This window comes from Bombiscardovia apis, assembly GCF_033095945.1.
Taxonomy (GTDB): domain Bacteria; phylum Actinomycetota; class Actinomycetes; order Actinomycetales; family Bifidobacteriaceae; genus Bombiscardovia; species Bombiscardovia apis.
The window spans coordinates 1,158,523-1,172,486 of sequence record NZ_AP026800.1 but is presented as its reverse complement, the minus strand read 5'-3'; the positions used below and the strand labels follow the sequence as shown (position 1 = coordinate 1,172,486).

Genomic DNA, 13,964 nt, shown 5'->3' with positions numbered 1-13,964 from the left:
TCACCACTTTAAGAATCAGTGGTGAAGGGGCGATTGAGTAAGAGAAAGAAATGCCTTAATTGCGAGCGCCGAAGATTTCCAAGATATACAAGAACAAGTTCACAAAGTCCAAGTACAAGTTCAGAGCGCACAGGATAGAAACACGCTCGATAACATCGGTGCCCTGATTGCGGTAGTTGGCAAAAATAGCGCGAGTCTGCTGAGCGTCATGCATAGTTAATACTGAGAACAGCACAATGCCTAGGGTGGCGATTACTTTCATAGCAGTGTTGGAGGGGGCTATGAAGAGCAGAGCTACCTGCACGACGATGAGCGCGATGAGAGCGCCCATGAGGATAGAACCCCAGCCCAGCATGTTCTTTTTTGTGGTTAAACCGAGCATGGTTAGTGAGAAGAAGAATCCTGCGCTCGTTACGAGAGCGACCAAGAGGGTGGGCACAGAATACATAGCAAACACAGAGCTGAGCGTGAATCCCATGAGCGCTGCGTATGCGTAAAACATGAGGCGGCCGGTGGAGGTTTTCATCTGCATGACTTTGGCCGACAAGCTAATGGCAAAGACTACCTGCACGATGCACAGGCCTATCCACCCCAAGCTGCCGGTGGTGCGTATGAAGCTGTAGAGTAAGCCTGAAGCGTAAGTGAGGTAGGCTACTGCGGCAGTGACGAGTAAGCCGATTGCCATTTCGCCGTATGCGCGTGTCATAGAAGTATGTTCTGCGCGCTCGTACGAGTAAGCGCTCTGAGTGGGTATTGCAGCAGTGCTGTCGTTGTTGAAACCGTAGGGCTGTTGGGCCCGGTAATTGGGGTTGCCTTGGTATTGCTGGTTGGTGTACCCATTGTTCTGGGGCTGGCGACCAAATGTCATGAGCTCCTCCTAACTGACTCTGTATAGCTGCGAGTCATCTTGGTATATGAACCACTTTAGCGGATTTACCCGGTAATTTCCTGAGAGTGTGCTCTGACCGAAAGTGGACAAAGCGCTAGCCAGCAGCGCCGGAGGAGCCTAGGATAGGAGTAAGCCTCGAATACGACAAGGTAGTTAGCAACAGCAAGGAGAGTGCTCAATGCAAGCAGATATGCAGCAGCCTATGGTGAAACTCAACAATGGCGTGTCTATACCTCAATTAGGTCTGGGCGTCTTCCAAACTCCGGATGGTAGTGAAACAGTTGACGCGGTGCGCTGGGCTCTGCAAGCTGGGTACCGCCATATTGACACCGCCCGCGCATACAAAAACGAGGCATCAGTGGGGCAGGGCATTCGCGAGTCGGGCTTAAAGCGTAGAGATGTGTTCGTGACCACCAAACTGTGGAATGATGCCATACGGGCGGGGCGAACCCGGCAGGCTTTCGAGGAGAGCTTGGATTTACTGGGCACTGATTACATTGATCTCTATCTCATCCATTGGCCGGCGCAAGGCTGGCAGAAGGCGTGGGAGGCAATGGAAGAACTCTATAATGAGCGCCGGGTGCGGGCTATCGGAGTATGCAATTTTGAGCAACACCATCTTGAGGAATTGCATTCGATTTCCTCGCTCAAGCCGGTGGTAAACCAAATTGAGTCTTCGCCTATCTTCACTAATCAAGAGCTGGTTGATTACTGCCACGGCAACTTGCGTGTTGATGTGGAGGCTTGGAGCCCGCTGGGCGGCAGCGGAACCCATCTCTTAAGTAATTCAAAGCTCGCTGAAATTGGCGAGAAATACAGCAAGTCAGCTGCGCAGGTAGTGATTCGCTGGCACTTACAGCGTGGGGTTATCGTTATACCTAAGTCCACTCACCAAGAGCGCATTGAGCAGAATTTTGACGTGTTCGATTTTGAGCTTTCTGATGAAGATATGGCTGCCATTGCTGCTTTGAACACGGGCAAGCGCGTTGGGGCAGACCCGAATAACTTCAACTTCTAGCTTACGTGTAAGCTGCTTTCCAGCGTATAAGTTTGGGCCGGACTAGCGCGATAGTCCGGCCCAAACGTTTGTGTATGTAATGGCAGTAGTTTTTGCTAATCGGGCAGAGGCTAGCTATTGCCTTTGCCGCGCTGTTCTTCCCCTAAACTTCGCAAATGTTCAAGCATCTCATCATCACTTTCCTGCTCTTGGGGAGAACCAGAAATATCGCGGTGGATGGACTGCATTTGTACTTCGACATTTTGCAGAGAGCGGGCGCAGTCTAGCAGGGTTTGTGAATGCTCAGCAAGGCGGGCATCGGGCAGGTCTGATTTGTAGCGCAGCTGATGTTCCAAACTGGCCCAGTAATCCATAGCGATAGTGCGGAACTGGACCTCCACAGGCGTGTAATGAGGGCCAGAAGTGAGGAAGACTGGTACTGCGTAAATAATATGCAGACTGCGGTATCCGTTTTGCTTGGGGTTGCGGATGTAGTCTTTGACCCGTAAGACTTGGATGTCGGATTGGTCGGAAAGATATCGCGAAACGGAGTAGACATCGTCTCGATAGTTGCAAATCACTCGAATACCGGCGACGTCAAAGATATGGTCTTTTACCGATTCGACGGTGATTGGTAGTTCCTTGCGTTCCAGCTTGCCAATGAGCGAATTCGCGGTCTTTAACCGCCGTTCCATGTGATGGATGGGGTTGTGCGAAAACTGCACTTGGAACTCGGTGTCTAAAACTTCGAGTTTGGTTGAGATCTCGCGCATGGCGCCCTCGTAAACCTGCATCAAATCAACGAACTCAACCATTTCTCCGGCTGATAAATTCGCCAAGTGTTGGCTGTCGAGAGTTTCTAAGCGTTGCCGTATCTCGGATGTGTTGACCGCACTGCCGCGTTCGAGAATCACATTCGCCTCCCTAGTTGAGCCGGTTTGGGTAGCCTCCTGGCTGGCTGCTTCGGCTATCCCATTATGCAACCTGGCCCTGTCTAAATGTGCGCTCATTGGGCTCGGCAAGGGCTGGCAGTAGAATCGGCTAATATGAACGAAGGCATGATGACGCAAGGCGAACGTCAGATGAACTTTGGCCCCCAATCAAGCGAAGATAGGGGTCAAGGTCTCTACTATGTGCACACATTAGGCTGTCAGATGAATGTGCATGATTCCGAGCGCATCGCAGGCGTTTTGGAAGCCCAAGGCTACCGGCCAGCCAGCCAAGAGCAGGTCGAAGCTCGAGATCTCGACGTGATGGTGCTCAACACTTGCGCGGTGAGGGAAAATGCCAGTAAACGCATGTATGGCACCATAGGCAAGTGGGCCCATCTCAAACGACTCAATCCTCAGGCGCAAATAGCGGTTGGCGGCTGCATGGCTCAAAAGGATCGGGAACAGATTGCTCGTCGAGCTCCTTGGGTCGACGCAGTGTTCGGCACGAAAAATATTGAAGTATTGCCAGAGCTCTTGCAGCAGGCCCGTGTCAGGCAGAGCTCACAGGTTCAAGTAAGTGACCAGCTCTCGCTCTTCCCCTCAGACCTGCCGACTGTACGCACCTCGAAGACTTCCTCGTGGGTCTCCATTTCGGTAGGGTGCAACAATACGTGCACCTTCTGCATAGTTCCGGCAGTACGAGGTAGGGAGCGAGACCGCCCTATTGCGGATGTTTTAGCAGAGGTAAATCGTTGCGTTGAAGCCGGAGCTAAGGAAGTAACCCTGCTGGGGCAGAATGTGAATTCCTACGGCTATTCCATGGGAGACCGTTATGCTTTCCCCAAGCTGCTACGGGCTTGTGGCAGCATTCCTGGCTTAGAGCGAGTACGCTTTACTTCTCCTCATCCGGCGGCTTTCACCGACGAAGTCATCGAAGCTATGGCTCAAACTCCTAATGTGATGCACCAGCTTCATATGCCCTTACAATCAGGCAGTGATCGGATTTTGCGTGCTATGCGGCGCTCTTATCGCAAGGATCGCTATCTCTCTGTGCTCTCCAAGGTCCGTCAGGCCATGCCCGATGCGCAGATTACCAGCGATATTATCGTGGGCTTCCCTGGCGAAAGCGAGGAAGATTTCCAAGAGACCTTAGACGTGGTGGAGCAAGTCCGTTTCTCTTCTGCCTACACTTTCCAGTATTCGCCCAGACCAGGCACCCCAGCAGCGCTTATGGAGCAGCTGCCCAAGGAGCTCGTGCAGGAGCGATTCGAGCGACTGCTGGCCTTGCAGGAGCGCATTACCCAAGAAGGGCTTGATGCTTTCGTGGGTAGAGACGTGGAAGTGATGGTTTCTGGGCAGCATGGTCGTCGAGATGAGAATACTCACCGAATGACAGGGCGCGAGCGCGGTGGCATCTTGGTACACGTGGGTGTACCGGAAGGGAAGAGCGAGCTAGCTGTTGGAGATCTTGTGACTTGCACCGTAACTGAATCGGGTAAACATTTTTTGGTTGCAGATCCAAAGCCTGAGCGGGGGCAAACGTATGTTGTGCAACACTGAATCGATGACGCAAGAGTCTTCAGGAGAGCGAGCGGGGGAGAGTGAGCCGCGCGTTATCTCCATTGTGGGGCCAACAGCTTCGGGCAAGACATCACTTGGAATCCAGCTGGCACAAGCTTTCGCCAAGCGTGGAGAATCGGCTGAAATTATCAACGCAGACGCCTATCAGATGTATCGAGGACTCGACATCGGCACCGCTAAGCCAAGTCTTGAGGAGTGCGAAGCGGTCCCTCACCACCTGATAGATATAGTTGAGCCGGAAGAAGTAATGAGTGTGGCTCGCTTCCAAGAGTTGGCTCGCCAGTGCATTCGCGAACTGCAATCTCGCGGCGTGCGGCCGATTCTGGTCGGAGGCTCAGGTTTGTATGCTCGAGCTGCAATTGACGATATAAGCTTTCCGGGCACCGACCCAGCCGTACGCCAGCGGTTAGAAGAGCGGGTAAAGCATGAAGGCGCGGGCAAGCTGTTTGTAGAGCTGCAAGAGCGAGACCCACAGGCTGCTGAACATATGGACCCTAGAAACGAGCGCCGAACTATCCGGGCTCTGGAAGTGATGGAAATTACGGGGAAGCCTTACTCAGCATCCTTGCCCCACTATCGCTATGTGATTGACTCTGTGCAAATTGGCCTAGACTTAGACCGCGATGAACTCGACAAAAGGATTGGCTTACGAACTGAACTCATGCGCAGTAAGGGGTTCATTGAGGAAGTACAATCTATGCGCTCGCGTTTGGGAGAAACTTCGGCACGAGCCTTGGGCTATGAACAGGTCGAGGCCTATTTGGATGGCCAGATAAGTCAAGATGAGGCCTTCGATCTTATTGCGCAGAAGACCCGGCGCTTAGCCCGCAAGCAGATGGGCTGGTTCGGCCGAGATCCACGCATTCATTGGCTTAATGCTCTTAGCTCCAACCTTATAGAGCAAGCCTTGGTTCTGGTTGATGAAGCTGACCGCGGTGCTTTTGATGTTATAGATGCGCAGGCGCAAACCAGGGTGGCCAGACATCCTCTTGGATCCGTAGTAAGTGCCTGAAATGAGCAATGAATAATCAGCAGTTGACTTCGAGTACTTGAAGTTCTTACAATACGATATATGGATTCATCTACGCTTACTCTTGCTCCGGTCCGACACACGATTAAAGAGGCATCCCTTATCTCAGGATTGCCTGAATCGACGCTGCGTTATTACGAAGATATAGGTATCATAGGGCCGATTGAACGCGACATAAGCAGTGGACACCGAGCTTACAATGACGAAGATGTGGATTTGCTGCTTGCCATTTCTTGTCTGAATGCCACAGGCATGCCCCTCAACAATATGCGTGAATATCTGGAGAACCGTGCTAAGGGCGCTCAAGGAGCTGAACGTGAGGTTGAGTTACTGGCCGTGCAAGCTGAGCGCTTAGATCGTGAGCTCGAAGAATTGCAGTTGCGTCGAAAGTATGTGGACGTGAAAACTCACTACTGGCAGGCCATAGGGCGAGAAGATTACCAAGAGGCGCAGGATGTATTAGACAGGGGGGAAAGCGTCATTGAAGCATTGCGGGCTTTCGCTCGCCAACGCAAAAGTTCTCGTTTGCAGGCATAACCGTATGGTGTTGGCTGTTTGAAAGCTTCCACAGAAGTGTGAAATGCTGCTTTAAGAATTCTTTGTGCAAGCTCGACAAGCCGGAGCCACATGCAGCCAGCTTTCCGCTAATCTGAAAGAGCTATGACACGTAAGAACGCCTCAGATAAAAACAACTCTCGTTCCCGGGCTCAGACCAAAGGGCGCGGTTCGAGTGCGGGTTCACGCAACCGAAGTACAGACAGCAATGAGCCAGCAGTAGAGTCCGGTTGGCATAAGGTACTGCTGTGGTTGCCGCGAACGCTGGGCAAAGGTGTACGCGCTCTCACTGGTGGCGAGCAGTACGATCCGGCCTATAGTAAAGATGGTTTGTGCTTCCTACTGCTTATCGGAGCTATCCTATTCTGTGCCTCTGAGTGGTTCCGGGTAGACGGACCATTGGGGCGTGGTCTTCACTTCATCGCTTCCGCTGCTCTGGGCTTGCCTAGTGTCATCCTGCCCCTAGTCTTGATGTGGGCTTTCTGGAGGTTGACTGCATATTCGGGCAAAGGCTCGGGTAATGGGCACTCCTTGGGTGGCCTGTTCTTGCTCCTATGGTCGGTTTGCTCCGTTCTCGATATTGTCATGGCTTCCTCGACTCGCCGTTTTGATTTGGGACAGGTACGCCGCTCCGGCGGTCTTTTAGGATTTGCTATCGGATCGCCTCTGGCCTGGGGGCTTTCCAAGGTATTTGCCACGATTATTTTCGTAGTCTTAGCGCTGTTTTCACTTCTGCTAGTCCTCAACGTTCATATCGATTCACTCATTGCTCCTCTTGCCTCTTATCTCGGCGCGCACAAGAGCGAGGAAGGTGACAGTGCAGAGGGCGACGATGAACTCTATCCCAACGAGGTTAGAGTAGGCGAGGATACGCTTGCTTTCGCACCGGGTGTGCCTTCTCACAACGACGATGACCACAGTAGTGAGCAGACTCAATCTCGGCCGCAATCTGCTCAGGGCAACTGGTTCAAACGGCTCTTCCACCGTAAGAACAAGGGGCAGGGAGGAGCTGGTCTGGACCATTACGAGGCAGATGACCCCTTCGACAGGGCTGCTCAAATTCATGGTGAGGCCGATGAAACCCAGCTTGAGGTCGACCCTGAGCCGACAATAGACTTCGGCGGGCAAACTGCCGATATCGCAATGCCTACACAAGCCACTGAGTTTATAGCAACTGGGTATTCGCCCGCCGATCTCGAGCCTGAGTCTCCTGCGCAGGAAAGCAATGAGCCTGCCATCAGCGAGGAAGAACTGTCGGGCGTTGGCTCCAGTGATCCTTGGGCTGCTGCCGCTGCTGCTGCTCAACAGCTTGAAGAAGGTAGTGCTCCCAATAGCGAAGCTGTCGCGGACCAAACACCTGGCCCTAGCAGTGATGATGGTGAAGGGGAGCGGCCTATAGAGACGGCCAACCTGACTCCTTACGTGTTGCCGTCGAACGATTTGCTGGTCCGTGGTAAACCTCACGCAGCTAGAACCCAGGCCAACGACAGTGTTATTAAGGCCTTGCAATCCACCTTCCATCAGTTCGATGTTGACGCAAAGGTGGTAGGTTTCTTACGCGGACCTTCAGTGACCCAATACGAGGTTGAGCTTGGTCATGGTGTCAAGGTTGAAAAAGTCACCAACTTACAGCGCAATATCGCCTATGCTGTGGCCAGTTCAGACGTGCGTATCCTTTCGCCAATCCCAGGAAAGTCAGCTATTGGCATTGAAATCCCTAACGTAGATAGGGAAATTGTGCACTTGGGCGATGTCTTGCGCTCCCAAGAGGCCCAGTCCGAAGATAATCCCATGCTCTCTGCTGTTGGGAAAGATGTAGAAGGTCACTACGTTACCGCCGATTTGACTAAGATGCCCCACTTGCTGGTGGCAGGCGCTACGGGTTCTGGTAAGTCATCATTTGTGAACTCCATGCTCACTTCGGTGATTATGAGGGCTACTCCTGAGCAGGTTCGCCTCATCTTGGTCGATCCTAAGCGCGTGGAGCTTTCCGCTTATGCCGGTATTCCTCACCTTCTGACCCCCATCATTACTGACCCTAAGAAGGCTGCTCAGGCTCTGGAATGGGTGGTTAAAGAGATGGACGCTCGCTATGATGACTTGCAATTCTTTGGTTTCCGCCACGTTAAAGACTTCAACCAAGCAGTGCGCGCCGGTAAAGTCCATGCGCCCGCTGGCTCTAACCGCAAGGTAGCGCCATACCCCTATTTGTTGGTTGTCGTCGACGAGATGGCCGACCTGATGATGGTCGCCAAAAATGATGTGGAAAGCTCTATCCAGCGCATTACCCAGTTAGCTCGCGCTGCTGGTGTGCATCTGGTGTTGGCTACCCAGCGCCCTTCGGTCGATGTGGTTACCGGTCTGATTAAGGCTAATATCCCCTCCCGCTTGGCCTTCGCCACTTCCTCTTCTACAGATTCACGAGTTATTTTGGATGCCACTGGAGCTGAAACCCTTATCGGCCAAGGTGATGCGCTCTTCCTTCCTATGGGGCAGGCTAAGCCCGCTCGTGTGCAAGGTGCTTGGGTCTCTGAATCAGAGATTCGTAAGGCCGTTGATTTTGTACGCACTCAGCGTAAACCTCAGTACCGGCAAGATATCGAGCAAATGGCACAGACGCAAGACAAGAAAAAAGAAGTCGCTGAAGACATTGGCGACGATATGGACGAGCTCTTGCAAGCTGCCGAGCTGGTTATTACTAATCAGTTCGGTTCCACTTCCATGCTGCAGCGCAAACTCAGGGTCGGTTTCGCGCGCGCGGGTCGTTTGATGGATCTGTTGGAATCTCGTGGTATTGTAGGCCCCTCGGAAGGTTCTAAAGCGCGTGAAGTGCTAATACAACCTTCGCAGCTACAAGAGGCTTTGGCCTTTATTCGTGGCGACGCTTCATCTATTGGAGAGGCGTGATGTGCGATGACAGGCTTGTCTCACTGTGCGAACGGCTAGGATAGCTGAAAGACGTATTAGCGCCGTTTCGGCTGAGCATCCACCAGCGGCAGGCTAGAAGACGAAGTGATAAAGACAGACTTGAGGAGAGGTAATGCAGGACGATTCGCAGTCCACAGTGAGTGAACATAAGCACTCTCTGCTAGATGGGTGGAATAGCCCACCCAACTTTGTGACCTACATTCGCATTCTTCTGGTGCTGGTGTTTATCGTGTTATATGCTCGATCTGGTGCTTGGGGGCAGAACAGTCTGGGTATGCGTTGGACTGCCGCCACTCTTTTTATCGTGGCAGCTTCTACAGATAAGCTCGACGGTTACTTGGCACGTAAATACAATCAAGTAACCGAATTAGGCAAACTTATGGATCCTATCGCCGATAAACTGCTTATTATCTCGGCCCTAGTGATTGCTTCTATATTCGGCGAACTGTGGTGGTGGGCCACTATCCTGTTTTTGCTGCGCGAAATTGGCATTACTGTTTTGCGTTTCTTTATTATCGACCGAGGCGGACAAGTTATTGCTGCTTCCCCGGCAGGAAAATTCAAGACCCTGTTCGAGTTTACAGGCCTAGCCATGTTGATCGCTCCGCTGCGCTCGGTGGGTTCTTGGTACTTACCGCTGACTCAGGGCATCATTGTGCTGGCTCTTGTGCTCTGTTTATACTCGGGCGGCGAATATCTCTACGGAGTCTTTGGTAAGCGGCGCTAAGTTACCGTTTCCTCGTGTCTAGATAGTATCTTCGTGTCGTAGGGTCAGAGTTCGGGCCTGACTGTGAATGTTGAGGAAAACTATGAGTGATGACTTACAAGGGCGGTGCGATGAGCTGGCTCGTATGGCTTTGGCTGCCTGCCGTCGTCATGGGCTCTTTCTTGCTGCTTCCGAGTCGTTGACCGGCGGCTTACTCGCCGATGCATTTGTTCGCATTCCTGGTGCGTCTGATGTCTTTTTGGGCTCGGCCGTGACGTACGATATTGCTGCTAAGGCTTCTGTTTTGGGGGTTGACCAGCAGTTGTTGGATGCTCATGGAGCGGTGCACCCGCAGGTAGCTGAGCAAATGGCTCTTGGTGCTTCCAAGCTCTACACTCAACAAGGCCACGAGGGCGCTGTGCTAGGGCTTTCAACGACTGGTGTCGCTGGTCCTGGTCCTGACAATGGGCAGCCTGCGGGATTGGTATATGTGGGTATGGCAGTGCCGGCTCGATTGGTTCGCAGTCCTCAAGCGGGCACTCTTGCGGGCGATTATTGCTTGTGCTCGGTGCAGTTGCAGCTACAAGGCTCGCGCGAAGCAGTTCGCCGAAGTACGGTTCTTCAACTGCTGCGCAGGGTTTTCCAATTGCTCAATGCCTGAACAAGCCCGTTCGCTTGCCCGACAGCGCCATATCGACTGAACCATAATGTGATATAGCTCACAATTTCCGAAACAAGTTTCGTGCTGGGAATAAAAGTAAGCCCTCAGCGTTTGAGCATAGTGACGATGAATACGATATGGCGAAAGGGGCTGTGATGAACAAGGTAGAAACCGTGTTGACCAGGTCCAAGGACACATTCGAACTCAATCCTGCGGTTCCCACCCGCGACCAGAATGCTCGTGTACGAGATTTAACTCCGGCTCAGCGTAGGGCGGTTGCTTTTGCCCAGCAGCAGGTGCTTCGTGCTCGGGCCGCTAAGAAGGCAAAAGAAGAACGCCAGGCAAGTCTGAATAAAATGTGGATGCAAGAAGATGGCGTGAGTGCCACTCAACAAGATGCTACTCAAAGTCGTCAGAATCAGCAGGTAATTCAAGAGGTTTCCCTTAGGGAAGCTTTAGGGCACGTGCTGCGTGAGCTGCGCACCAATGATCACAAGACCTTACGCGAAGTCAGCGAAAAGGCCGGTGTTTCCTTGGGCTACCTCTCCGAGGTAGAGCGCGGTCAAAAGGAAGCAAGCTCCGAACTACTAAGTTCTATTGCAGATGCTTTGGGCCTAGGGGTTCCCCAGACCTTGCGTCTAGTGGCTGACTACTTGGAATCTCACCAGAATTAATCTGACCGATAAGCCCGCTTGGTCCGATGTGCATGGGCTTTGTGGCTTGCATTAAGAATTGTCGTGAAACGCCCGGCTCGTTTGAGTTGGGCGTTTCGTGTGTCGTGGTATGTGTTCTAAGCTGGTGAATTGTGAAAGAACGTGAATTCTGGGCTTTGGTAGAAGAAGTTTTTGGACGGGTCTACGGCCGCAGCTTGGCGCAAGACCAGCGGTTGGCCCGTTTGGACTCCATGACGGTGCAGGAGGCTTTGGATGGGGGTATTGAGCCTCGTGTGATTTGGAATGTATTATGTGATCAGATGGAGGTGCCCGATTCCCAGCGTTGGGGAAAGGATCATAATGCGCCACCGTTGCCTGCCGCCTAGGGCGCAACGTTCGAACATTTGTTCGTGTCTTCGGGTATACTCAGTACTTAGCGGGAAAGAACGGTGCAGTAAAGCCGATTGTGGATAAGTATTCACATTCGACCACATCGCTACCTTAGGCTAGCAGTTCAGCTGAGCCTGCGATTAGGGTGGACTGCAAGCACTATTGATGAAGGAGAGCCGTATGGCACATCAAGCAAACAGCAAGGGCAAGTCTAAGGTAGAAGACCTGGATAGCATGGACCCTCGGCGCAAGGCTGCTCTAGATACCGCCTTGGCGCAGGTGGAGAAGAACTTTGGTAAGGGTTCTGCCATGCGCTTGGGAGACAAGCCCGTACAAGATGTAGAAGTTGTGCCCACGGGTTCTCTGGCCCTAGACATGGCTTTGGGTATCGGTGGCTTGCCCCGAGGTCGCATCGTAGAAATCTACGGCCCCGAATCCTCAGGCAAAACTACCTTGGCTCTGCATTCTGTGGCGAACGCTCAAAAGAACGGGGGAGTGGCAGCATTTATCGATGCCGAGCACGCTCTCGACCCTGAGTACGCCCGTAAGCTGGGCGTGGATACTGACTCTCTCATTGTTTCTCAGCCAGATAACGGTGAGCAGGCGCTTGAGATTGCTGACATGCTGATTCGTTCAGGTGCGCTCGACATCATTGTCATCGATTCGGTTGCAGCCTTGGTGCCTAAAGCTGAAATTGACGGTGATATGGGAGATAGCCACGTTGGTTTGCAAGCTAGGCTGATGAGCCAAGCTCTGCGTAAGATGACCGGTGCTTTAGCGCAGGCTAACACGACTGCTATCTTCATTAACCAGTTGCGCGAAAAGATTGGCGTATTCTTTGGTAGTCCTGAGACCACTACTGGTGGCAAGGCTTTGAAGTTCTACGCCTCAGTACGTATGGATATTCGTCGTATTCAAACCTTGAAAAACGGCGATGACGCAGTCGGCAACCGTACCAAGGTGAAGGTCGTCAAAAACAAGATGGCTCCGCCTTTCAAGATTGCCGAGTTCGACATTCTCTACGGCGAGGGCATCTCCAAAGAAGGCTCTGTACTTGATATGGCCTTGCAAGCCAACGTTATCAAGAAGTCTGGTTCTTGGTTTACGTATGAAGGAGATCAGCTAGGTCAGGGCCGCGAGAACGTTCGTCAGTTCTTGAAGGACAACCCTGGCTTGACTCAGGAAGTCGAAGATAAGGTGAAAGTCGCTTTTGGTTTGAAGGCAGCTACTTCAAACGGTGAAGGCGAGACTGAAAGCGAAGCCGACAAGTCTGCGGATGCGGATAAGGCGGCACCCACTGCTAGCGGCAAAGGACAGCCAGTAGCAGCGGCTCAAGCTTCTTGAAAGACTAGCCATGATCGAGGCTTCCACCTTCCTTAAGGTCCATCCTGCTCGTATCGAGCAGGATGGCGGTACACCTGATAACGTGGCAAGCGCTCACCAAGTTAAACAGCTGCGTGTATATGATCAAGCAGCAGATGATGGTCAAGATCACATAGAGGCGGCACCGCAATCTCAATCCTCAGGAGTTCTCTCTCTAGGCAGCTTTGGACAGTTGCCTAGAGAAAATGACAAGAGTAAGAGTCGTCGATTCAAGTCAAAGAGGCGGCGCAACAGGCAGGCTAAACAGGGTGGTTTCGGTTTTCGCGGGGGCAACTCTGCCGGAACTGGCCCTAAGGATCCATTCGACGAGGATGCATGTAAAGAAGCTGGTCTGACCTTGCTTGATGCTGCTGCTCGACCCCGGCAAGCCTTGGTAGAGCGTCTGCTTGCTAAAGGTTACGATGCTGCCGTTGTTGAGCGGGCGGTTGATCGATTAGAAGAGCTAGGTTTAGTCGACGATCAAGCCTATGCCGAATCTTACCTTCGCTACTGTCTGAGCCGAAATTTGGGAGAGCGTGGAAGTTTGATGGAAATGACTCGCAAGGGAGTCAGTCAACCGGTTGCAGCAGCTGTAGTAGGGCAAGCTGCCCGCAGCGGTCTATTCGTCGACTCTGCGTACTCCTTGGGAAGGGCTGTAGCCAAGAAGACTCAAGGCTTAGATCAACAAGTGCGCAAGCGTCGTTTCTGGTCAGCTGGAGGGCGAAAGGGCCATAATCCAGCGCTTTTACAAGAAGTTGCAGCGCAAGTTTTCACTGATGTAGAAACTGAGGAAATGTGAGACCCCTCATACCCCGGGTTTTGTCGTTCCTAGAAGGAACGGATGGCCATCCATCTCGACCTGACGTTACCGCCAGGCTCTAGCGGCCTACCCGAAGGCAAGGGCGAGCAACCCTTAACGCCTTCTGCTTGGCCTTGCTCCCGATGAGGCTTGCCTTGCGGCTGCTGTTACCAGTAGCCCGGTGGTCTCTTACACCACCCTTTCACCCTTACTCGCCTGGAAAACCAAGCGGGCGGTCTGCTCTCTGTTGCGCTTTCTCTCAGGTCACCCTGGGCGGACGTTATCCGCCATCGTGCTCTGCGGAGCCCGGAAGTTCCTCAGCAGTTTTGCAACTGCCGCGACCATCGAGGAGTCTCACATTCCTTAGCTTAGCCGATGATTGTCCACCGCGTGTCTGAGTGAAACTAGCGTCGAGTGAAACTACAGTAATTGCACAGACGTTTCCCAACTCTATCGACTACAATGAAGTGGTAACCCGGTA

The 13,964-nt window shown here is 52.6% G+C and carries 13 protein-coding genes and 1 other RNA gene; 11 read left to right on the top strand and 3 right to left on the bottom strand.

The features are described from left to right. Positions 1–55 precede the first annotated feature (55 nt). Positions 56–868 (bottom strand): Bax inhibitor-1/YccA family protein, encoded by an 813-nt coding sequence (locus tag R8377_RS04605; RefSeq protein WP_317642323.1) that lies wholly within the window; start codon positions 866–868, stop codon positions 56–58. A 199-nt stretch (positions 869–1,067) separates the two neighbouring features. Here R8377_RS04605 and R8377_RS04600 point away from each other — a divergent pair, with 199 nt between their 5' ends. Next, positions 1,068–1,907, top strand: a complete 840-nt coding sequence (locus R8377_RS04600) for an aldo/keto reductase (protein ID WP_317642322.1) — start codon at positions 1,068–1,070, stop codon at positions 1,905–1,907. Between the two features lie 110 nt (positions 1,908–2,017). Here the strand turns inward: R8377_RS04600 and R8377_RS04595 are convergent, their stop codons facing one another. Then, on the bottom strand, positions 2,018–2,800 hold the full coding sequence (locus tag R8377_RS04595) for a GTP pyrophosphokinase (protein WP_425605038.1): 783 nt from the start codon (positions 2,798–2,800) through the stop codon (positions 2,018–2,020). 132 nt (positions 2,801–2,932) lie between these two features. Here R8377_RS04595 and miaB point away from each other — a divergent pair, with 132 nt between their 5' ends. From miaB to R8377_RS04545, 10 genes are all read left to right on the top strand, one after another. Next, complete coding sequence (gene miaB / locus R8377_RS04590; RefSeq protein ID WP_317642319.1) at positions 2,933–4,378, top strand: tRNA (N6-isopentenyl adenosine(37)-C2)-methylthiotransferase MiaB; 1,446 nt, start codon at positions 2,933–2,935, stop codon at positions 4,376–4,378. After that, the gene (miaA, locus tag R8377_RS04585) at positions 4,362–5,411 is read left to right on the top strand and encodes a tRNA (adenosine(37)-N6)-dimethylallyltransferase MiaA (protein WP_425604985.1); all 1,050 of its coding nucleotides are present in this window, start codon (positions 4,362–4,364) and stop codon (positions 5,409–5,411) included. Before miaB ends, miaA begins: the two co-directional genes overlap by 17 nt. A 60-nt stretch (positions 5,412–5,471) precedes the next feature. Next, positions 5,472–5,966, top strand: a complete 495-nt coding sequence (locus R8377_RS04580) for a MerR family transcriptional regulator (protein ID WP_317642318.1) — start codon at positions 5,472–5,474, stop codon at positions 5,964–5,966. A gap of 123 nt (positions 5,967–6,089) precedes the next feature. Next, on the top strand, positions 6,090–8,891 hold the full coding sequence (locus R8377_RS04575) for an FtsK/SpoIIIE family DNA translocase (RefSeq protein ID WP_317642316.1): 2,802 nt from the start codon (positions 6,090–6,092) through the stop codon (positions 8,889–8,891). Between the two features lie 133 nt (positions 8,892–9,024). After that, positions 9,025–9,639 carry a CDP-diacylglycerol--glycerol-3-phosphate 3-phosphatidyltransferase gene (gene pgsA / locus R8377_RS04570; protein WP_317642315.1) on the top strand — a complete coding sequence of 205 codons (615 nt, stop codon included), beginning with the start codon at positions 9,025–9,027 and terminating at the stop codon, positions 9,637–9,639. Between the two features lie 82 nt (positions 9,640–9,721). After that, a complete protein-coding gene (locus tag R8377_RS04565) occupies positions 9,722–10,279 on the top strand; it encodes a CinA family protein (RefSeq protein ID WP_425604984.1) in 558 nt (185 codons plus the stop codon). A 155-nt stretch (positions 10,280–10,434) separates the two neighbouring features. After that, positions 10,435–10,953, top strand: coding sequence for a helix-turn-helix domain-containing protein (locus R8377_RS04560; protein WP_317642313.1), 519 nt, complete (start codon positions 10,435–10,437; stop codon positions 10,951–10,953). 131 nt (positions 10,954–11,084) lie between these two features. Next, positions 11,085–11,318 (top strand): DUF3046 domain-containing protein, encoded by a 234-nt coding sequence (locus tag R8377_RS04555; protein ID WP_317642311.1) that lies wholly within the window; start codon positions 11,085–11,087, stop codon positions 11,316–11,318. 184 nt (positions 11,319–11,502) lie between these two features. Then, positions 11,503–12,666 (top strand): recombinase RecA, encoded by a 1,164-nt coding sequence (recA, locus tag R8377_RS04550; RefSeq protein ID WP_317642310.1) that lies wholly within the window; start codon positions 11,503–11,505, stop codon positions 12,664–12,666. 10 nt (positions 12,667–12,676) lie between these two features. Further along, positions 12,677–13,483, top strand: coding sequence for a regulatory protein RecX (locus R8377_RS04545; RefSeq protein ID WP_317642309.1), 807 nt, complete (start codon positions 12,677–12,679; stop codon positions 13,481–13,483). Here the strand turns inward: R8377_RS04545 and rnpB are convergent. Further along, positions 13,477–13,840: RNase P RNA component class A (gene rnpB / locus R8377_RS04540), an RNA gene on the bottom strand. The two genes, R8377_RS04545 and rnpB, sit on opposite strands and share 7 nt — an antisense overlap. Positions 13,841–13,964: the final 124 nt, after the last annotated feature.